Source organism: Paenibacillus sp. JJ-223, assembly GCF_927798175.1.
In the GTDB taxonomy this organism is placed as follows: Bacteria; Bacillota; Bacilli; order Paenibacillales; family Paenibacillaceae; genus Paenibacillus; species Paenibacillus hubeiensis.
The window spans coordinates 72,750-94,174 of sequence record NZ_CAKMMP010000010.1; the positions used below are offsets into that span (position 1 = coordinate 72,750).

At 50.9% G+C, this 21,425-nt stretch carries 20 protein-coding genes; all 20 read left to right on the forward strand.

Going from position 1 to position 21,425, the window contains the following annotated elements; genetic code table 11:
* The first annotated feature begins 185 nt into the window (after positions 1–185).
* The 20 genes from L6H98_RS17945 to L6H98_RS18040 all read left to right on the forward strand — a co-directional run bounded on the left by L6H98_RS17945 (position 186) and on the right by L6H98_RS18040 (position 21,289).
* The gene (locus L6H98_RS17945) at positions 186–1,181 is read left to right on the forward strand and encodes a polysaccharide deacetylase family protein (protein ID WP_236417139.1); all 996 of its coding nucleotides are present in this window, start codon (positions 186–188) and stop codon (positions 1,179–1,181) included.
* Between the two features lie 103 nt (positions 1,182–1,284).
* Positions 1,285–2,568 carry a pitrilysin family protein gene (locus L6H98_RS17950; protein WP_236417140.1) on the forward strand — a complete coding sequence of 428 codons (1,284 nt, stop codon included), beginning with the start codon at positions 1,285–1,287 and terminating at the stop codon, positions 2,566–2,568.
* Entirely contained in the window at positions 2,522–2,974 is a 453-nt protein-coding gene (dut, locus tag L6H98_RS17955; RefSeq protein ID WP_236417141.1) for a dUTP diphosphatase, read from the forward strand. The genes L6H98_RS17950 and dut overlap by 47 nt, the downstream gene beginning before the upstream one ends.
* Before the next feature lie 197 nt (positions 2,975–3,171).
* Positions 3,172–4,071 carry a dipicolinate synthase subunit DpsA gene (gene dpsA, locus L6H98_RS17960; RefSeq protein ID WP_236417142.1) on the forward strand — a complete coding sequence of 300 codons (900 nt, stop codon included), beginning with the start codon at positions 3,172–3,174 and terminating at the stop codon, positions 4,069–4,071.
* A complete protein-coding gene (locus L6H98_RS17965) occupies positions 4,068–4,664 on the forward strand; it encodes a dipicolinate synthase subunit B (RefSeq protein WP_236417143.1) in 597 nt (198 codons plus the stop codon). Before dpsA ends, L6H98_RS17965 begins: the two co-directional genes overlap by 4 nt.
* 434 nt (positions 4,665–5,098) lie before the next feature.
* Positions 5,099–6,316 carry an aspartate kinase gene (gene dapG, locus L6H98_RS17970; protein WP_236417144.1) on the forward strand — a complete coding sequence of 406 codons (1,218 nt, stop codon included), beginning with the start codon at positions 5,099–5,101 and terminating at the stop codon, positions 6,314–6,316.
* Positions 6,317–6,365: 49 nt separating this feature from the next.
* Complete coding sequence (gene dapA / locus L6H98_RS17975; protein ID WP_236417145.1) at positions 6,366–7,241, forward strand: 4-hydroxy-tetrahydrodipicolinate synthase; 876 nt, start codon at positions 6,366–6,368, stop codon at positions 7,239–7,241.
* A gap of 478 nt (positions 7,242–7,719) precedes the next feature.
* Positions 7,720–9,399, forward strand: coding sequence for a ribonuclease J (locus L6H98_RS17980; RefSeq protein ID WP_236417146.1), 1,680 nt, complete (start codon positions 7,720–7,722; stop codon positions 9,397–9,399).
* Between the two features lie 238 nt (positions 9,400–9,637).
* The gene (locus tag L6H98_RS17985) at positions 9,638–10,375 is read left to right on the forward strand and encodes an ATP-dependent Clp protease proteolytic subunit (RefSeq protein ID WP_290371462.1); all 738 of its coding nucleotides are present in this window, start codon (positions 9,638–9,640) and stop codon (positions 10,373–10,375) included.
* On the forward strand, positions 10,372–10,602 hold the full coding sequence (locus L6H98_RS17990) for a YlzJ-like family protein (protein WP_236417147.1): 231 nt from the start codon (positions 10,372–10,374) through the stop codon (positions 10,600–10,602). The genes L6H98_RS17985 and L6H98_RS17990 overlap by 4 nt, the downstream gene beginning before the upstream one ends.
* 89 nt (positions 10,603–10,691) lie before the next feature.
* A complete protein-coding gene (locus L6H98_RS17995; protein ID WP_236417148.1) occupies positions 10,692–13,421 on the forward strand; it encodes a DNA translocase FtsK in 2,730 nt (909 codons plus the stop codon).
* A 185-nt stretch (positions 13,422–13,606) separates the two neighbouring features.
* Complete coding sequence (gene sleB, locus L6H98_RS18000; protein ID WP_236417149.1) at positions 13,607–14,440, forward strand: spore cortex-lytic enzyme; 834 nt, start codon at positions 13,607–13,609, stop codon at positions 14,438–14,440.
* Positions 14,441–14,570: 130 nt separating this feature from the next.
* On the forward strand, positions 14,571–15,851 hold the full coding sequence (locus L6H98_RS18005) for a pitrilysin family protein (RefSeq protein ID WP_236417150.1): 1,281 nt from the start codon (positions 14,571–14,573) through the stop codon (positions 15,849–15,851).
* A gap of 2 nt (positions 15,852–15,853) precedes the next feature.
* Positions 15,854–17,134, forward strand: coding sequence for a pitrilysin family protein (locus L6H98_RS18010; RefSeq protein WP_236417152.1), 1,281 nt, complete (start codon positions 15,854–15,856; stop codon positions 17,132–17,134).
* A gap of 39 nt (positions 17,135–17,173) precedes the next feature.
* On the forward strand, positions 17,174–17,905 hold the full coding sequence (locus L6H98_RS18015) for an SDR family oxidoreductase (protein ID WP_236417419.1): 732 nt from the start codon (positions 17,174–17,176) through the stop codon (positions 17,903–17,905).
* A gap of 120 nt (positions 17,906–18,025) precedes the next feature.
* Entirely contained in the window at positions 18,026–18,289 is a 264-nt protein-coding gene (locus L6H98_RS18020; RefSeq protein ID WP_236417421.1) for a DUF3243 domain-containing protein, read from the forward strand.
* Positions 18,290–18,475: 186 nt separating this feature from the next.
* Positions 18,476–19,243, forward strand: coding sequence for a DUF3388 domain-containing protein (locus L6H98_RS18025; RefSeq protein WP_236417154.1), 768 nt, complete (start codon positions 18,476–18,478; stop codon positions 19,241–19,243).
* Positions 19,244–19,306: 63 nt separating this feature from the next.
* Positions 19,307–20,398: a RodZ family helix-turn-helix domain-containing protein gene (locus L6H98_RS18030; protein ID WP_236417156.1), complete on the forward strand. Its 1,092-nt coding sequence runs from the start codon at positions 19,307–19,309 to the stop codon at positions 20,396–20,398.
* Positions 20,399–20,470: 72 nt separating this feature from the next.
* On the forward strand, positions 20,471–20,635 hold the full coding sequence (locus L6H98_RS18035) for a hypothetical protein (RefSeq protein WP_167666083.1): 165 nt from the start codon (positions 20,471–20,473) through the stop codon (positions 20,633–20,635).
* 162 nt (positions 20,636–20,797) lie between these two features.
* A complete protein-coding gene (locus L6H98_RS18040; RefSeq protein WP_236417158.1) occupies positions 20,798–21,289 on the forward strand; it encodes a YajQ family cyclic di-GMP-binding protein in 492 nt (163 codons plus the stop codon).
* Positions 21,290–21,425: the final 136 nt, after the last annotated feature.

Sequence of the window (21,425 nt, forward strand, 5' to 3'; positions counted from 1 at the left end):
ACATGTAAAGAAGTTGAAGAGGCAGAAGCTGTATTTCTGGCTCTTTTTTTATATGTCCAAAGCATTCGTTCTTCCATGTTCGCACATAAGGAGATGTATTTTTCATCCGATTTTGCTCTAGAGATCATTCATATTCCGTCCCTTGTCCTCATATGATGTGGACAAAGACGGCGGGAGGATGAGCTGTGAAAAAACAAACGAAAAAACTGGCTGCTGTCCTGGCAGGTTTGGCAGTGGTCGTGCTGGCCGGACAAGCGGATGGTGTTCGTACATACATTTCGGAGATACGGGAGGGCCCAGGCACTCAAAATGCGTTCGACATGTTTAAAGAAGCTACTGGAGAGGACGCGCTGCTGGAAGCCATTCGGAAAAAGGCGGAAGAGACAAAGGTTCCCCCCATCAATGCCAGGGTTGATCGGGTCTGGAAGGCCATTCCGGGTTATAATGGTTTGGAAATCGATGTGGAGGCCACTTACCGCAAAGCCCTTGGAGGCTCACTGAATACGAAGCTTTCGTATGTGTACCGTGAGACCAAACCCGAAATCGGGCTTGAAGACTTGGGAGCACACCCGATTTATCGTGGGAACCCCGAGAAGCCAATGGTTTCATTTATGATCAACGTAGCCTGGGGAAACGAATACATCAAACCGATGCTGGATACGCTGGATGCCGAAAAGGTGAAGGCGACCTTTTTTCTGGACGGCAGTTGGCTAAGCAAAAACGCGGAGCTGGCCAAGGAAATTCAGAAACGGGGACATGAAATGTCCAACCATGCGTATTCGCATCCAGACATGAGCCGATTGAGCGCGGAGCGGGCGAGACAGGAAATCGCGAAAACGGAAGAACTCCTGAAGCAAACGCTGGGTGTGGACAACCAATGGTTTGCTCCACCGTCCGGGGATTTCAACCAAAAGACAGTCGAGATCGCTTCCAGCATGGGGCTTAAAACCGTGTTGTGGACGCTGGATACGGTGGACTGGCGCAAACCAAGTCCGGATGCCGTTGTTCATAAAATTTCGCAAAAGGTGGAGGCAGGAACATTGATTTTGATGCACCCGACAGCGTCTGCTTCCGGAGCACTGAAGGGCATGATTGACTCCATCCGCGCCAAGGGACTTACGCTTGGAACGGTCAGTGAGACGTTGTCCTCAAACCGGGTGGCGAAGGCGTCGGTTGAGTGAACGATGATTTTTTGTTAATATCAAACAGTTGGAACCAAATGTCGATTTCGATAGATGCGTTTTTCGGGATCATGGCAATTATAGAGATGTAGGAGGGCCAACCGTGAAAAAAATTCAGCTGGGCAATGGCCTCAGAGTAGTGCTGGAACAAATTCCGACCTGTCGTTCCGTGTCATTCGGCATATGGGTCAAAACCGGCTCGCGCAACGAGCGGTCTGAAAGCAACGGGGTGTCCCACTTTATCGAGCATATGCTGTTTAAAGGCACCGATCGTTTTGATGCCAAAGCGATCGCGGAGCAATTCGACGCCATTGGCGGCAACGTGAATGCTTTTACTTCAAAAGAATACACTTGTTACTACGCAAAAGTATTGGATGAGCATTTGCCGATCGCCGTAGATGTGCTGTCCGATATGTTCTTTCGGTCCAAATTCGACGATGAAGAGTTGTTGAAGGAAAAAAACGTCATTCTGGAAGAAATCTCGATGTACGAAGATACGCCGGATGACATGGTCCATGACCTTATGGCCCAAGCTGCATATGGAGAACACCCGCTGGCTTATCCGATCCTGGGAACGGAAGAGCGGCTTAAAGCGATGGATTCGAGCCATCTGCGGGCGTACATGAACGAACATTATACCATTGAAAATACGGTGATCAGCATTGCGGGCAACATTGACGACAGCGTCATCGATTTGATGGAAAAACACTTTGGGGCGTTTGACCTTCATGGAAAAACGGATGAAGTCGAACTGCCCAAATTCCAGAGCGGTCAACTCTTCCATAAGAAGAAAACCGAGCAGAACCATATCTGCATTTCGTTCCCGGGTTGCAAAATCGGAGATCCGCTGCAATTTGCCATGGTTGTGTTGAACAATGCCATCGGCGGCGGCATGAGCTCGAGACTGTTTCAGGAAATCCGGGAAAAGCGCGGGCTTGCGTATTCCGTATATTCCTACCACAGCTCCCATGCAGACAGCGGTCTGTTTACCATATATGCAGGAACCGCGCCAAAACAGACGAAGGAAGTGCTTGATCTTACCAAAGAAGTGCTGCGTGATCTTGCCGTCAACGGACTGTCCGACGATGAACTTCGCAAAGGCAAGGAGCAGCTGAAAGGCAGCCTGATCCTAAGTTTGGAGAGCACGGGCAGCCGCATGAATCGGCTTGGCAAAAACGAGCTGATGCTTGGGCGTCACCATACGTTGGATGAAATGATCGCCAAAATAGAACAAGTAACGATGGACGATATCGATGCCGTGCTGGACCTGATGTTCGCCGAGCCTTTCGCGCTCGCCATGGTCGGTGCCTCCGATCGCTCCATCGCTGGATTAAGAAGGGATGATTTCGTTGCACTACGTTCAAATTCAAAAACTTCCGGGCAATGAGGATATCAAGCTGCCGCAAAAAATGTCGGAGCTGGCCTCCGGCTTTGACGTTGTCGCTGCTTTGCAGGAGGAGCTCGTCCTGCAGCCGGGCGAACGCGCGCTGATCCCGACAGGACTTGCCATGGCCATGCCGGCCGGGCTTGAAGCCCAGGTGCGTCCGCGCAGCGGCCTTGCTTTCAAACATGGCATCACATGCCTGAATACGCCGGGTACCATCGATGCGGACTATCGCGGGGAAGTCAAAGTGCTGTTGATCAATCTTGGACAGGAGCCTTTCACGATCGTACGCGGGGAGCGCATCGCCCAGATCGTATTCCAGACCGTGCCTGACGTACAGTTGACCGAGGTTAGCGAATTGTCTGAAACCGTTCGGGGTGCTGGCGGGTTTGGACATACCGGAAAATAAACCTAAATTAGACATGCCGTCCTTCTCTGGGGACGGCTTTTTTTGTTCTTTCGGATGCAGCGCACGCATCACGGGCGTGCACTTTCCATTTCAGGTGGCTCTGGGAAGTGCAAAGCCTTTTTATGCATTGCTTTCACCACGTTGTGGGCGATTGCATACGATATGGCATATAGCGTGGTGAAAGGAGTGACGTTCCGATGCTGACCGGAGTCCGGATTGTCGTTCTGGGCGGAGATGCGCGGCAGCTTGAAGTCATTCATAAATGTGCGGAGCTGGATGCCACGATCAGTGTGGTCGGCTTCGACAAGCTGGAGCGCCCGATCGAAGGGATTGAGCATCAGCCATTGGAGGACAGCGTATTCGCTTCGGCCGATGTGTTGGTTTTGCCTGTAGTGGGTTGTGATGATCAAGGGAAGGTAAGTGCAACGTTCAGCGATCTGCCGCTTGTTTTGAAAAGGGAGCATGTGTCTGCATTGCCCGAGCATTGCATTGTGTTTACAGGCATGGCTAAGCCGTATTTGCGCGAGCTGTGCCGGGAGAACGGGTTAAGATTGATGGAAGTGCTGGACCGTGACGAGATTGCCTTATATAACTCCATTCCCACGGCTGAAGGCGCAGTTGCGATGGCAATCCGGGAGACAGACTTTACGATTCACGGTTCGAAGAGCATCGTGCTGGGCCTTGGTCGAACGGGATTCACAATGGCGAAAACGCTGCAGGGCCTCGGAGCTGATATCCGGGTTGGCGTGAGGCGTGAGGAGGATGTGGCGCGTGCAGCCGTCATGGGCTGGAAGCCTTTTTTGACAACGGATTTGGCCGCTCAAACGGGGGAAGTCGACTTGCTTTTTAATACGATACCGACTATGATTATCACAGCACAAATCCTGTCTAGAATGCCGCAAAAAGCAGTGATTATCGATCTTGCATCCGCCCCTGGCGGCTGTGATTTCCGATTTGCTGAAAAACGCGGCATCAAGGCGCTGCTGGCGCCAGGTCTCCCCGGCATTGTTGCTCCCAAAACGGCTGGCGGCATTATTGCCGACGCGTTGATCCGTTTGCTTTTGGAAGAACAAAACGCACGGGAGGTTGAACGATGAACTGGCAGGGAAAAACGGTGGGTTATGCAATTACGGGTTCTCATTGTACATTTGAAGAGGTCATGCCGGTGATCAGCCGGTTTGTAGCGGAAGGGGCGAATGTGGTCCCGATCATATCGAATTCGGTATTGACGACGGACACGCGCTTTGGCACGGCTCAAAATTGGCACAAACAGTTGAAGGACATTACCGGAAATGATATCATTTCCTCGATTGTCGAGGCGGAGCCATTAGGACCGTCCAAACTGCTTGATGTACTTGTCATCGCCCCATGTACGGGCAACACAACCAGCAAGCTGGCCAATGCGATGACCGACAGTCCCGTACTGATGGCAGCCAAGGCGCAGATGCGTAATCAGCGTCCGGTCGTGCTGGCGATTTCGACGAACGATGGTCTTGGACTGAACGCCGCGAACATTGCCAAACTGCTCGTGGCCAAACATATGTACTTCGTGCCGTTCGGGCAGGATGATCCGGTGAGAAAACCGAATTCGCTCGTGGCCAAAATGGAATTGATACCGGAAGCCTGCTGGAGTGCACTTGAGGGCAGGCAGCTGCAGCCTATGATCGTGGAACGCTCCGCAAAGGCGTAGGGTGAAAAGCGTGCTTAAAGAACGCAAATTCATGCATCAACGCATTTGAAGGAATGTCTTTGCGATATGGGAACGGCTAAAGGATTAATGGTCATACGCTTGAAGCAACGATAAATGGTCTGAGAAACAATAGAATCATGGGGGACGTTCCTCCCGATGTTGGCATCTGCTTGATGTTTGAGGATGACATGCGGGCATAGGATGCCTGAAGCGAAAGCCGGATGAGTCAACGATCATGCGTTCACGCAGCGTGTACGTTGCAATCCGGGCAACAAACTGCTGCTTCATTTGGATGATCTTCGATGGTCCGAAGTCGGGCAGCCGTAGGTAATGTCGTACAAAGACTAGATTTTCACATCGGAGCGCCCCTTATAGATCCATTTGTTCATCCGGCACGTGTCAGTCTTCTTGCGTACACAAATGGAGGAATAAAGATGCGCATCATGGTACAAAAATTCGGCGGCACGTCGCTTTCGACCGTTCAGGCAAGAGAGCACGTGCTCCGTCATGTTAAACGTGAGCTTGAGGCAGGTTACGGCCTTGTTGTGGTCGTCTCTGCGATGGGGCGCCGTGGGGAGCCCTATGCGACGGACACATTGCTGGACTGGGCAGCCCAGAATGGAAACGGACTATCCCCGCGCGAGAAGGATTTACTGCTGTGCTGCGGTGAAATTATATCGGCAACCACGCTGAGCAGCTTGCTCGAGAATGAAGGAATTGCAAATACGGTGCTGACGGGTGCGCAGGCTGGTTTCGTGACGGACGACAATTTCGGGAATGCCCGGATTTTGGATGTCCGTCCTGTTCGTGTACTGGAACTGCTCGAAAAAGGGCAGGTCGTCATCGTTACCGGATTTCAGGGCCAGACCGAGCAAGGGGACTTTACCACGCTTGGACGCGGAGGAAGCGATACCTCTGCAACGGCATTGGGGGCAGCCCTTCATGCCGAGATCGTGGATATTTACACCGATGTTAATGGCATTTTGACCGCGGACCCCCGCATCGTGGAAGATGCACGCCCGCTTACGGTCGTAAGTTATGCCGAAATTTGCAACATGGCGCATCACGGAGCCAAAGTCATCCATCCGCGGGCGGTCGAAATTGCAATGCAAGCCCAAATCCCCGTAAGGGTCCGTTCTACCTTTGCGGATACTGAAGGCACGCTTGTGACGCATCCGGAAGGGTTTCAGGACGTGCAAACAGGCGTAGTGGACCGGTACGTTACCGGGATTGCCTACGTAAGCAACGTAACGCAAATTACCGTGGACGTGCCTAGCGACGCCAATCGCCTTCAGCTGAAAGTGTTCAAAACGATGGCAGACAACGCCATCAGCGTTGATTTCATCAATGTTACCCCAACAGGCGTGGTCTATACGGTATTTGACAGCGACTCCGAGAAAGCGATTCGCGTGCTCCAAGAGATCGGACTGAAACCCCAAAGCTTGTCAGGGTGTGCCAAAGTGTCCGTCATCGGCGGGGGCATTAACGGCGTGCCTGGCATTATGGCAAGAATCGTGGAATCCCTGACGCTGGCGGATATTCAAATTCTGCAATCGGCGGATTCGAACACCACCATTTGGGTGCTTGTCAAAAAAGAAGACATGGTCCAGGCTCTGCGGGCGCTGCATGCTTCGTTCGAGCTCCATTTGTAATATCAGACTTGAAGCAGGCGGAGCCAGATTGTTCTGAGGAGGAATCGAATTGGACTTTGGAAGATTGATTACAGCAATGGTAACTCCGTTCAACGAGCAAGGAGAAATTCATTGGGAGGAAACGGCGCGGCTGATCGACTATCTGATCAAGGAGCAAAAGTCCGATGCGCTGGTCATATCCGGGACGACGGGAGAATCTCCCACACTAAGTGATGAAGAGAAGGTACAATTATTTGAATTTGCGGTGAAGCATGCGGCAGGACGATGCAAAATCATCGCAGGTACGGGCAGCAACAATACTTCGCACTCCATCCATCTGACCAAGGAAGCGGAACGTGTCGGGGTTGACGGTGTGCTTCTCGTGGTTCCGTATTACAACAAACCGAGTCAGGAAGGCATGTACAGACACTTCGAAGCCATTGCCAAATCGACCGCTTTGCCCGTTATGTTGTACAACGTGCCTAGTCGTACGGTGGCGGGGTTGTCGGCGGCAACGACACTGCGTCTTGCCCAAATTTCCAACATCGTGGCAACCAAGGAATGTGCTTCACTGGAACATGTCACGTTGATAGCTGCCGGCGCGCCTGAACATTTCAGGGTGTACACCGGAGACGACGCGTCCGGGCTGCCGGCCATGTCCGTTGGCGCACACGGGATCGTCAGCGTAGCAAGCCACGTGGTCGGTTTCAAAATGAAACGTATGATCGAAGCGTTTGTCCAAGGATTGCCGCAAGAAGCGGCGCAGCTGCATCAGGAAATGTTCCCCATTTTCAAGGGGCTGTTCGAATGTCCTCAGCCGCTGCCGAATCCGGTGGCCGTCAAATATGCGCTGACTCTGCAAGGAGTGAACGTAGGGTCGGTACGGTTGCCGCTAGTGCCTCCAACGGAGCAGGAGGAGCAATTTATTCGCGGCCTATTCGGGTGAAACGTGGTTTGAGTTAGTCCAAGACAAGTGCAGGCATCATTCATTATAAATGGATAAAGAAGGAACCGTCTTTCTTCGGGAAGCACGGTTTTTTTTATGGGACAAGGCACAGCAAGAGTGGCTTGCCGGTCAGCAAAAGAACAGGTTGCTCACAGAGTGACTTGTTTTTTTAGTTTTTGATCATGTATAATGATGTCAAGTGACTGGGTGCGGTATTTTTTTGAAATTGAAAGCGACATCGTTTAATGATGTGGCTTGCTGTGAAAAGGGAAGGGTCGGCTAAGAAGGAATCATTTCAAATCCAACTCGTTGGTGAAGGGGAGTAACTTCGAAGAACTTCTTCCAAATATCGTGAATAAAGGTATTCTTTCACATTCGTATCTAATCATAGATACGTGGTGTATGGACTGCTTTTTTAACTTAAAATACAAAAATAATAAGGTACGACGTCCAACTACCATAGGAGGTTCAGATTCATTTGTCTAAAAAAAATAATAACGATAAACTGATGATTTTTGCACTGGGCGGCGTAGGTGAGATTGGTAAGAACATGTATGTTGTCCAATACGCGAACGATATTGTCGTCGTAGACGCCGGACTCAAGTTTCCGGAAGAAGACATGTTGGGCATCGACATTGTCATTCCTGACATTTCTTACTTGACTGAAAATCGCGATAAAGTAAGAGGCATCATTTTGACCCACGGACACGAAGACCACATCGGCGGTCTGCCATACGTTCTGAAACATCTCAACGTTCCGGTATACGGAACAAAATTGACGCTTGGACTTGTCGAGAACAAGTTGAAAGAAGCGAATCTGCTCGGCGAAACGAAGCGAATTCTGATCAACGTGGATTCCGAACTTCAACTGGGCAATACGCTGAGAGCTACGTTTTTTGCTACTAACCATAGTATTCCGGACTCGGTCGGGGTATGTATCGATACACCGGAAGGTGCAGTGGTTCATACGGGTGACTTCAAGTTTGACCATACACCAGTCAATGGTCAATATGCAGATCTCCAGCGTATGGCTCAAATCGGTGCCAATGGCGTACTTGCTCTTTTGTCCGACAGCACCAATGCAGAGAAGCCAGGATTTACGCCTTCGGAGAAAAACGTGGGCATCGTTTTGGAGGACATTTTCCGCAAAGCGACACAGCGTGTCGTTGTAGCAACCTTTGCATCGAACGTGCATCGGATTCAGCAAGTGATTAACGCTGCCGTGGTAACTGGGCGCAAAGTGGCTGTCATTGGACGTAGCATGGTCAATGTGGTGGGCATCGCTTCCGAATTGGGATATCTCGAAATTCCGGATGGCATGATCATCGAGCCGGAAGAAGTAGGTAAGATGGCAGCGGATCGCGTCGTTATCCTGTGCACGGGAAGTCAGGGCGAACCGATGTCCGCTTTAACTCGCATGGCTCGCTCAACCCACCGCAAAGTGGATATTCTGCCTGGAGATACCGTAATCATTGCGGCGACTCCGGTACCGGGCAATGAAAAGTATGTTGGCCGCACGATTGACGAGCTGTTCCGTCTCGGCGCGCACGTGTTCTACAGCGGTGCAAACAGCGGCGTACACGTGTCCGGCCACGGCAGCCAGGAAGAACTGAAACTGATGCTGAATCTGATGAAGCCGAAATTTTTCATCCCGATTCACGGCGAATTCCGCATGCAGCGTCGCCACGCGGTTCTGGCCGAATCGGTCGGGATCGATCCGGACAACATCTTTATTACGGATATCGGTGAAGTCGTGGAAATTCAGGGCGGCGCAGCGCGCAAAGCGGGCAAAGTCACTTCAGGCAACGTGTTGATCGACGGCCTGGGTGTTGGCGATGTCGGCAATATCGTACTGCGTGATCGCAAATTGTTGTCCCAAGACGGCATTCTGGTCGTCGTGGTTACGCTCAGCAAACAGGATGGCAAAATCGTGTCCGGCCCGGACATTATCTCGCGTGGTTTCGTGTACGTGCGCGAATCCGAAGGATTGCTCGATGAGGCCAACCGCATCGTAAGCAGCACGCTGCAGAAGCTGATGAGCGAAAATGTAAACGAGTGGGCTTCGCTCAAAACGAACGTAAAAGATGCGCTGGGACGTTTCCTCTACGAGCAAACCCGTCGCAGACCGATGATCCTGCCGATCATCATGGAAGTATAACCAAAACAGTTAATCACATAGATTCAGGCACACAGTCGCCTCTTTTTTACGAGTAATATTGGACGGTTCCTCGTAAAAAAGGGGCTTTTTCTGCATTTTCGGGATAATAATTCGCTCTGGTCGCAAAATGCTGAAGCTTTCGAGTATAAGTCTCTTGGAAAAATCCCCATACTAAGGTAAAAAAATTGTTTGCGGGGAAGGGAGCATGCTTGAAGTGGATCATATTGAACAAGACAGAATGTTATCGAAATCCGAACAACCGGGAGAACATCCCGGGCAGGAAGAAAAGGGAATGGCTCCGGTTACGGAAAATATTCAGCAATTCGGACAAACCCAATCTCCTGCGGGCGAATCCAACATTTATTGCATGACGATCATCGGTCAGGTAGAGGGGCACTTGATTTTGCCGCCCCAAAATAAAACGACAAAGTACGAGCATATCATTCCGCAGTTGGTCGCGGCCGAGCAGAACGCCAAAATCGAGGGAATTCTTATCATTTTGAACACCGTGGGTGGCGATGTCGAGGCTGGACTGGCCATTGCCGAAATGATCGCTTCCTTGAGCAAACCAACCGTTACCGTGGTCATCGGGGGCGGGCACAGCATCGGGGTACCGATTGCCGTAGCTTCTTCGTATTCGCTCATTGCCGGCAGCGCAACGATGACCATTCATCCGATTCGCATGAACGGCCTGGTGATTGGAGTTCCGCAAACCTTTGAGTACATGGAAAAAATGCAGGAACGCGTCGTGCGCTTCGTGACCACTCATTCCAACATCTCCGAGAAAGTGTTCAAGGAGCTTATGTTCAAGACCGGAGAGTTGAACCGGGATATCGGTACGGCAGTCGGCAGTTCGGATGCCGTCAAATACGGGCTGATGGACGCAGTGGGCGGTATCGGTCAAGCCATCGCCAAACTGAATCAGTTGATGGGAGAGCGAAAACAGGAAATTCAGGCAGGAGGGTACACTCAATGACGTTGTATACGGTTATGCCTCCCGAGCAAATTTGGTCAGGGATGTGGAAAGAAGACGAAGGGACGCAGGATGTCAGAATTAACGGGATACTGATGCAAGTCAGGCCCACTTCCGGAAACGAGGCAGTCATCGTCAGGCTGCTTGATTGCCCTTTGGAAGCGTATCTGGAGCCTTGCCATTTGCCAGGATCGGTTATTCGCATTCCGCATGTTGGAGGAACGGCATAAACGACGGGATTTTTACAAATTGAGCAAAGAAAGAACATATGTACGGGGACATTTTTATGGTATAATATTCTTCTGGGGGTGACCTGAATTTGGCCAGAAGAAAAAAGAAGAAAAAAAAGGCTGCTGCGTTTAGCGGCGTTCTCAAATATGAAATTTATGGCATCGTGCTGATTACGTTATCCGTTATCGCGTTATCCGGTGAAGCAACGGTGGGGCGTTCGTTATCCAAAATGTTTGGGCTGATGCTTGGAAAATTTTATTTTGTTATCCCGCTGATCGGTATTTACTACGGCCTTATGGTGATGATTCACCGGAAATGGCCTAACGGGTGGACTACACGCAAGACAGGACTTGTCCTGCTTGTTTTTGCGCTTACACTGATGAGCACCGTTTCCGCCATGCATCAGAAGTTAATTCCCATCGGTGCGCTTGAACCCGGTGCGGTGTTGACGCAGGTACATAACGATATGCAAACCGAACTGCTGCAACCCGCCCCGGAGGGCAAAGACTCCATGCTTAACAAGGATATCAGCGGCGGTTATGTCGGGGCTGCACAGTTTGCCGTATTTTTATGGTTGTTCGGCAGTCTTGGAGCACGGTTGATCATGATCGTGATGTTTGTGATCAGTTTTATGCTCATTACGAGCCTATCTTACGTGGACTTGGTTCGGATCTTCAGGACCAAGGTGTGGGACGCCGGTTCTGCCATGTACAAAAGGGTCCAGGCCCGAATGTCGGAGCGGGCGTCCTCAGCGTCCTCGGTCAAAAAGAAAGGCGTTGCCCGAAAGGCAGTCCCGGTTCCTGCCGATCCGTATGATGACGAGGATGACGACTTCGAGGAAGAAGAGACGCTCCCCAAACGGAAGGCACCCGTTTTCTTCCAATTGTTTGGGAAATGGGGAGCGGAACGCGAAACTGCCAAGCAGGATCGTGAAGAGGAACACGAGGAAAGCGCGATGGAGCAGGTCTTGTACCGTGCGAACGATGATGATCTGGACGAAACATGGAACAGCCAGAAGATGCCGACGTCCAGCGAGCGACGATCGCTGGACGGTGCGGCCGCAATTCCGTCCAAAGCCAATTCCGCACCCATTATTCGAGACTTCTTCGAACACGTTCGATCTGAACATAACAAGTCGGATGATCTTGATGAGGTCTATCCGTTCCCTCAGGACTTGAAGGAGCCCGAAATGGAAGAGCATGAACCTCCGCTAACCATCAGGGACGAGCTTGAGGAGTCTCTGGAGTGGTCTGGTCCCGAAAATGTAGGGAATGAATCGATTCCATTGCAGGATGACAACGGTGTTTCTGCTGATGGTGCTCCTGCACCTCCTGGGAGCGCGGTAGAAGGCGTTCAGGAAGCACAGCCTGTCCAGCCACCTCCGCCTCCGCCGAAGCCGTACAAGCTGCCTCCGTTCCGTTTGCTCGCCAAGCCGAATAACGGCGGAAAAGGCAAGGATCAGAAGGATTACATGCAGACAGCCCGCAAGCTGGAAGCGACGTTGGAAAGCTTTGGCGTTCGCGCGAAGGTGCTTGAAGTGGTCAGAGGGCCGGCAGTAACAAGGTATGAGATTCAGCCTGACATCGGTGTCAAAGTCAGCAGAATCGTCAGTCTGACGGATGATATCGCACTTGCCCTTGCCGCAAAGGACATCCGTATGGAGGCGCCGATCCCCGGCAAATCAGCCATCGGTATTGAGGTGCCGAATGGAGAGGTATCGCTCGTAACGATGCGAGAAGTGATGGAGACGTCCGTTTTCCAGGAAGCCGAATCCAAGGTTACGATCGCTTTTGGGCGGGATATTTCGGGGCAAACGATCATCGGCAACTTGGCCCGAATGCCCCATTTGCTGGTAGCCGGTGCAACAGGCTCAGGTAAATCTGTATGTATTAACGGTATCATCACGAGTATTTTGTACAAAGCGAAACCTGATGAAGTGAAGTTTCTGATGGTTGACCCCAAAATGGTCGAGCTAAATGTATACAATGGGATTCCGCATTTGATGGCACCCGTCGTTACCGATCCCAAACGCGCTTCGCTCGCCCTCAAAAAAATCGTGGTGGAAATGGAGAAAAGGTACGAACTGTTCTCCAAATCGGGCACGCGCAACGTAGAAGGGTATAATAACCTGATGAAAGACAACCCTGCGGCCATCTTGCCGTATATCGTCGTAATCGTCGACGAGTTGGCAGACCTCATGATGGTCGCTGCCGGCGACGTCGAGGATGCGATCGCAAGGCTGGCGCAGATGGCGCGGGCGGCGGGCATACATTTAATTATTGCAACGCAGCGGCCTTCGGTAGACGTCATCACCGGCGTGATCAAAGCGAACATTCCGTCCCGTATCGCCTTCGGCGTATCTTCTCAGGTGGATTCCCGCACCATTCTCGATATGGGCGGGGCCGAGAAATTGCTGGGTCGGGGGGACATGCTGTTCATGCCGATGGGCGCTTCGAAACCGGTCCGGGTTCAGGGCGCGTTCATGAGCGATGAGGAAGTCGAAAACATCGTGAATTATGTGCGCGGCCAGGGCGAAGCCCAGTATGATGAATCCCTTGTGCCTGAGGTCGAAGAATCCGGCCAGGCGGATGAAGAGGTGCTCGACGAGCTGTACGAACAAGCCGTACAGATCATTCTGGAGGCGAAGCAGGCATCGGTATCGTTGCTGCAGCGCCGGATGCGTATCGGTTACACCCGTGCCGCGAGATTGATCGATTCAATGGAGGCTCGCGGCGTCATCGGGCCGTACGAAGGAAGCAAACCTCGCGAAGTATTGATTTCGCTGGAACAATATCAGCAGAATAAAATGAGTTCTTGATGGATCGACCGCGATGCCGCGGGAAACAAGAAGCCGTTAACCTAAGGGTTGGCGGCTTTTTTGGTTTTCCCGCATTGCCATCCTGTCCAAGGATCGGATGATTTGGTGCATAGGAAACAGGCGGCTTTGTCATAATAACGTTAGCGATTCTGTTAATCCCACAAGAGAAAGGTAGAGCACAGTTGATGCGAAAAATGAACATATGGCTTTTCACTGCTATTTTGCTGTTGTCCGCATTGGGAATCCGATTTTTGGTTCCACACGATCCCAAGCCTCAGGCCTCGAATCAAAGTACGCCTCAAGTGGAAGAACAGGCAATGCCTACCTTCAGCAGCAATACGGTGAAGTATGGAAGCTACGGGCAGGATGTATACGAACTTCAGGGCAGACTGAAGTACCTGGGTTTCTACAATGGTAAAATTGACAGCAATTTCGGCAGCAAAACGCTGAATTCGGTCAAATGGTTCCAGTCCGAGTTCGGCATGAAGGCCGATGGCGTCGTCGGGGCCAAAACCAAGCTGAAGTTGTACAATGCCACCAAAAACTGGGCTCCAACCGAACCGCCTTTGCATAAGGGTGGGGCAGGAAGCGAAGCCGGGGGCAACAACGGTGCCGCGAATGACAATGATCAGGACAACATGGGGTCTGCCAATTCCATGGGTTTGTCGGAGAATGAAATCAAAATCATGGCGAACGCCGTGTACGGCGAGGCGCGAGGCGAACCTTTCGAAGGACAGGTGGCGGTGGCGGCGGTCATTTTGAATCGGGTCAAATCCCCAAGCTTCCCGAATACGCCTTCCGGCGTGATCTTCCAGCCTGGCGCATTCACGGCAGTGGCGGATGGCCAGATCTATCTCGAACCGAACGCCCAGGCCCGCAAAGCGGTTGAGCAGGCGATAAACGGTTGGGATCCATCCGGCGGATGCCTGTATTACTTTAATCCAAAGACGGCAACGTCCAAGTGGATATGGAGCCGTCCTCAGGTCAAAACCATCGGCCAACACATCTTTTGCATGTGATGCCGGGAGAAGCAACCAGAAGGCGTGACTTCGGTTGCTTCTTGTCTTTTGCATGGGTTAAAATGGTGGTTACGCCTTGTCTGGAACATTGTTTTGCCTTACAAATGATGCCGTAAAGGGGTTATGAACGTTGAATACATCCGCCTTTGAACGAGGAAACCGGAAGCAGTTTCGCATTCATGTTCTTCCGACCAAACGATTTAAAACATATGCCATTTCGTTGTACGCAGGGGTGCCTTTACAAGAAAGCACGGTGACCTCTGTGGCGGTAACGCCGTTTGTATTGCGCCGCGGCACCGAATCATATCCGGAAACAACGCAATTCCGCGAGCAGTTGGAGCATCTGTATGGTGCCGGGTTTGGTTTTGACATCTATAAACGCGGAGATTACCAGATCGTGCAATTTCGAATGGACACCATCAACGATGCTTTTGTCGGCGGGGACGAGAAATTGTTGGAACGGTCCTTTGCCTTTTTAGGCGAAGTGCTGACCCGTCCTGCTCAGGAAAATGGACACTTCCGCACGGCCTACGTCGAAGCAGAGCGTGAAACCGTGCTTAAGCAGCTGGAATCCGTGGTGAACGACAAGATGCGGTATGCGGCCGAACGCTGCATCGAAGAAATGTGCAAGGATGAGCCGTATCGACTGCATGCGCTGGGCCAACGCAAGGAGCTTGCAGGCATTGATGCTCCTTCATTGACCTCGGCATACCGGGATTGGCTGAATCGGTCCGTCATCGATCTGTACGTGGTCGGAGATACCACGCTGGAGGAAGTGGAGAACCTGGTTCAGCGCTACTTTGATGTCGATCGTATCGGCACCGAAGGGTATCATCCTAAACCGGCCGTTTTGGGGGATAGGGCAGTGAACACGGTCGTGGAGCGGATGGACGTGGGCCAGGGGAAGCTGAATATGGGTCTTCGCACATCCATTACCTATGGAGATTCACGGTATGCTGCAGCGCTAATGTATAACGGAATCTTGGGAGGGTACCCTCATTCCAAGCTGTTTGTCAACGTAAGGGAAAAGGAAAGCCTTGCATATTACGCCTCATCGCGTTACGACGGGCATAAAGGCATCGCAACGATCCAATCCGGGATCGAAATTCCAAACTACGAAAAGGCCGTTGCGATTATCAAACAACAGCTTGAAGAGATGAAAAACGGAACGCTCAGCGATCTGGAAATGTCCCAGACCAAAGCGATGATCCGCAATCTGGTCAAAGAGATGCAGGATTCTGCGTTTGAGCTGATTGCTTATGATTTCAATGGTCAGTTGTCGGGAACGGACCGGACCGCCGAGGAGCTGCTGGAACAGGTCGAACAGGTCGGCAAAGATCAGGTTCAAGAGGCGGCGAGTCAGTTCCGGTTGGATACGATCTATTTTTTGCGCGATCAGAAGGGGGAATAACGGTGGAACGCATTCAATACGATGATTTGCAGGAAACACTGTACCATGAAGTGATGGATAACGGGCTGCAGGTTTATGTTCTGCCAAAGCCGGGATTCCAGAAAACCTTTGCAACCTTCGCAACCAAGTACGGATCGGTCGACAAGCATTTTCAGGTGGAAGGCCAGGACGAGGTAACGGTTCCCGATGGCATCGCCCATTTTCTGGAACACAAAATGTTCGAAGAGCCTACGGGCGACATTTTTGCAACATTTGCGTCCAACGGAGCATCCGCCAATGCATTTACAAGTTTTGATCAGACGGTGTACCTGTTTTCGGCGACAGAGCACGTAAGTGAAAATATACAAACATTAGTCGATTTTGTGCAAAATCCGTATTTCACGGATCAAAACGTGGAGAAGGAAAAAGGCATCATCGGACAGGAAATCGACATGTATGCCGATAATCCGGACTGGCGGGCTTATTATGGACTGATTGAAGCGATGTATCAAAAACATCCGATTCGCATCGACATTGCCGGAACGGTGGAATCGATCAGCACGATCACGAAAGAAACGCTGTACACGTGTTATAATGCGTTTTACCATCCCAGCAATATGCTGCTTTTTGTGGTTGGCGGCGTGAATCCGGAGGAAGTGATGGAACGGGTTCGTTCGAACCAGGCCGGCAAAAATTTCAAGTTCCAAGGCCGGATCAATCGTTTTTTCGAGCAGGAGCCTGAAGAGGTAGGGGAGAAGAAAAGAGTAGAGAAGTTGGCGGTTTCTCTGCCCAAATGTTTGTTCGGTTTCAAGGAAACGGATGTTGGGTTGACGGGAGAAGAGCTCCACAAACGCGATCTTACGACGAAATTAATGCTGGACCTGCTGTTTGGCGCAAGCACTTCCTTGTACCAGAAGCTGTATGACGAGGATTTGATCTCGGACAGTTTCGGATACGAATATAACAGTTCATCTCAGTATGCTTTTTCTGCGGCAGGCGGAGATACGAAGGATCCGGAGCGGCTGCTCAGCCGTGTACGCGAGGAAGTTGATGCGCTTTTGCAAACGGGGTTTGATCAGACGAACTTTGAGCGCGCCCGCAAAAAAAAGATGGGCGGATACTTGCGCATGCTCAACTCGCCGGAAAACATTGCCCATGAATTTACGCGTCTAAAGTTCAGGGGCGGCGATTTTTTCAATATGCTCTCGGCTTATGAATCCATCACCTTGGAAGATGTGAATCGCAGGTTGAGGGAACATATTAGATGGGAGCAGCTTGCAGTATCGATAGTGGCAAGTCCTTGATACGGAGAGGGGAACGGACGATTGAAAGCGATCGGAGAAATGACCGTGCTGGTCACGGGAGCAAGCGGTGGAATTGGTGCCGCCATTGCAGAGCGGTTTGCAGCTGTGGGAATGAATGTGGCCATTCATTACATGAAATCCCATGAGGCGGCTAATGAAGCCGCGAGAAGATGCATGGAGAAGGGGAGCGGCAAAGTCATGACGGTCTCGGCTGACCTGCGCAGCCGGGAACAAATCGAGCGTATGAAGGAGAAGCTGGAATCCCACGGCATGATGCCCGACATTCTCGTTAACAATGCCGGCATTTCGCATTACGGGTTGTTGTCGGACGTCACGGAAGAAATATGGGATGAAGTGATGGCCATCAACCTGAAGGGAACGTTCTTGTGTACCCAGGCCTTGATGCCTTACATGATTGCACAAAAATATGGACGCATCATCAATGTGTCTTCCATATGGGGATTGTCGGGTGCTTCCTGTGAGGTGCTGTACTCTACGACCAAAGGCGGTGTAAACGCATTTACGAAAGCGTTGGCCAAAGAGCTGGCTCCGTCCGGAGTGACGGTGAATGCCGTCGCTCCGGGAGCCGTGCAGACTTCTATGCTGAACCATCTTGACCAGGACGAGCTGAAAATGCTGGAGGAGGAAATTCCGGCGGGAAGGCTTGCCCAGCCTGACGAAATTTCCTCGTTGGTATACTTTCTCGCGCTTCCCGAGTCGGGTTACATCAATGGTCAAATCATCAGTCCCAATGGAGGCTGGCTGACATAACGTTTTGATTAGCGTATTTACATGGGTCTGGGTAATTTCACCAGTATACAATCGGCTCCCAAATCACATATTACAACTGTTGATTTTAAATCTCATGCGTTTCGCTAAGGAGGATTTATGATGTCAACAGACAAAACGGTAGTTAGCAACTTCGACACATGGAAGAAGTTTTTGGGTGACCGCGTCAAGCAGGCAGAAAAGATGGGAATGACTGAAGAAACCATCAACAAGCTTGCTTTCGAGATTGGCGACTTTCTCGATGACAAGGTAGATCCGGCCAACGCTTCCAACCGTGCATTGAAGGAGTTATGGCAAGTCGGCGACGAGAACGAACGTCGTACGATTGCGGGCCTGATGGTCAAGCTGGCCAAGCAAAACGCATAGGATTAAGGACGGAAAGCTCCCGCAAGGGGGCTTTTCTCTAATGATTACAGACCTGTTCTTGTAATTCATTTTCATTTTATATATCATTAACGTGACCCATTTTTAGAAGATGTCCCGGTTGGTTGTGCGATGGGCACGTTTCGGGAGTGTCGAATAATGTGGAATTTTGCTTTACGGGGTGTTCAAATGGAATCCAAACAATGGTACATGGAATATAAAATACATAAAAACAGACCCGGCCTTTTGGGGGATATCGCCTCCATGTTGGGGATGCTTGAAGTGAATATATTGACGATCAACGGCGTGGAAGGCAAAACGAGGGGCATGCTCCTTGAGTCCGATGACGATGAGAAAATCCGTCTGCTGGGAGAAATGCTTGCCAAGGTCAACAGCATCACGGTATCTGCTCTGCGTGCACCCAAGCTCGTGGATATTTTGGCTGTCCGCCATGGACGCTATATCGACCGCGATTCGGATGATCGCAAAACGTTCCGCTTCACGAGGGATGAGCTTGGGTTGCTCGTCGACTTTTTGGGTGAAGTATTTAAAAGGGAAGGCAGTCAAATTATCGGATTGCGCGGCATGCCGCGTGTCGGGAAGACGGAATCCATTATCGCAGGCAGTGTATGCGCCATGAAACGGTGGACGTTTGTATCGTCGACATTGCTGCGCCAAACGATCCGAAGCCAGCTTTCCGAGGACGAAATGAACCCGAACAACGTTTTCATTATTGACGGGATTGTTAGCACCATTCGTTCCAGCGAGCGGCACTACAACCTGCTGCAGGAAATCATGGCTATGCCTAGCACCAAGGTGATCGAACATCCGGATATATTTGTCCAGGAGTCCGAATATGACTATAATGATTTTGACATTATCATTGAACTGCGCAACAATCCGGGCGAAGAAATCGTATATGATACGTTCACGGCCAGCTATACCGACGAGCTGTAATGCCTGTTCGGAATGATTTGAATAGATGGAAACCATACAAGAGAAACATAAGGAGGAGATGGCATGTCTGAACTGGGTCAGCAGTTAAGAGAGGCCCGGCTGCAAAAAGGGATGAGTCTCGACGACGTACAGGAAATGACGAAAATTCGCAAAAGGTATTTGGAGGCAATCGAAGCGGGGGACTATAAGGTTCTTCCCGGCAGTTTTTATGTTCGTGCTTTCATCAAAACATATGCGGAGACGGTGGGACTGAATCCTGATGAGCTGCTGGAGGGGCACAAAAAGGATGTGCCTGCGGAACAACCGGAAGCCACGATGGAACCGGTCATCCAGAAGCGTTCAAGCCGTCCGGCGGAGCGCAGCAACCGATGGATGTCCGTTGCTTTGATGTGGACGTTTCCGATTTTGATCATCGTGCTTCTATACGTTTACGTCGTCATGAATAAGGATGATGGCAGCACGAATCCTGGAGTGGATCCAACCAAAATCACCGATAGCCAGAATACGCCGAATGATAAGCCTGATGCCACGCCTAGCGATAACGGTCAGGCCTCGACAGAGCAGCCTGGCAGCAATGAGGGCGACGCGGCTGCAGGCGGCAATGGCGGAGGTTCGGAACAAGTGGACAATGCCACGTCTGAGCCGAATACAGATGAAGGAACCGGCCAATCCACCGAGGATACGCCAGAACAAACGCCAGAACAAACGACGAATGAAAATCAGAATGAGGAGCCTGCTGGCGAAACGTCCGGCGTAACTGTCACTCAAAGTGGCAAGTCGGGGAATATCACCAATTTCGAGGTGGCGGACAGTGCCGGCAAACCGGTTACGGTGAGCATTACGGCTACGGGTGAAAGCTGGCTTGAAGTATACAAGGGTCAAAACTCCAGTGGAGAAAAGCTGCAATTCGGGATGACCGCAAGCGGCGATACGTTTACGTTTAATTTGGACGACACCGGTTTGTACATCAAATCCGGTTATGCCGCAGCAACGACCATCGAAGTTGGCGGACAAGTCGTAACGGATGGAAAAGCGACGAACCGCATTCGCCTCAAACTGGGTCAGAGTAGCGGGAATGCTTCCACCACGTCCACGGGGACGGATGGGGGATCGACAACCGAAACGAATAGCGACGGCAATACGGCCAACGAATAGCCAAAAAGACTGCAGGAGACACTAAGGTGTCTCCTTTTGCAATTAACTTTTGGTGAAGGCAGGTGGAAAGCGATGACGGTCAGCTGGATCGTTACGGGGCTCGGAATCATCGTCAGCCTGCTGGGCTATTACTTGACGCCCAGCGCATGGGGTTATGGTATATTGGGTTTTGGGCTTGCCCATATCCTTTTAGGCGTATTGGACATGTTTAGACAACCTAACCGAAGCCGTTACTAATCGTTGATTCAGGATCAAGGCATTTTTGGCAGTATCCTTCCGCTGAGGGTGCCGAAAATGCCTTTTTCTTTTTAAAATCGAATGTTCAAAAATTAGACTTTTGCTTGGGGTATCCACTATAATGTTACACAGAACATAGATTAATTTGAGAGGTGACCGGTTTTGAGTTCAGAACATTCTTTTGATATCGTGTCCAAAATGGACTTGCAGGAATTGAGCAATGCCGTGACACAGGCCGAAAAGGAAATCAGTACACGATATGACTTCAAAGGCAGCAAAAGCAGCCTCAAGCTGGACAAGGACGCGTTGACGATCATTTCCGACGATGAGGTCAAGCTCAAGGCCGTCATTGATGTGCTTCAATCTAAAATGGTGAAGCGGGGCCTTCCGCTCAAGAACATCGACTACGGCAAAGTGGAGCCTGCTTCCTCCGGTACGGTCCGCCAACGTTTTAGCTTCAAGCAGGGAATCGATCAGGAAGCAGCCAAAAAAATCAATGTGCTGATCCGCGATTCCAAACTGAAAGTGAAAAGCCAGATTCAGGGAGACCAATTGCGGGTAACCGGAAAAAGCAAAAATGATTTGCAGGCTGTCATTCAATTGTTGAATGGAGCCAGCTTGCCGTTGGATTTGCAGTATACCAACCTCAAATAAGCAACAGCTGTTGCAACGTGAGCGACCCAAGGCTTCTTTTTGACACTGCAATGGGCGTATATTATACTAAATGTGCATTGCTGGCAACCAAGCATATAAGCCCAGTCACCATCGTTTGCTGACTTTGTGAAAAGCA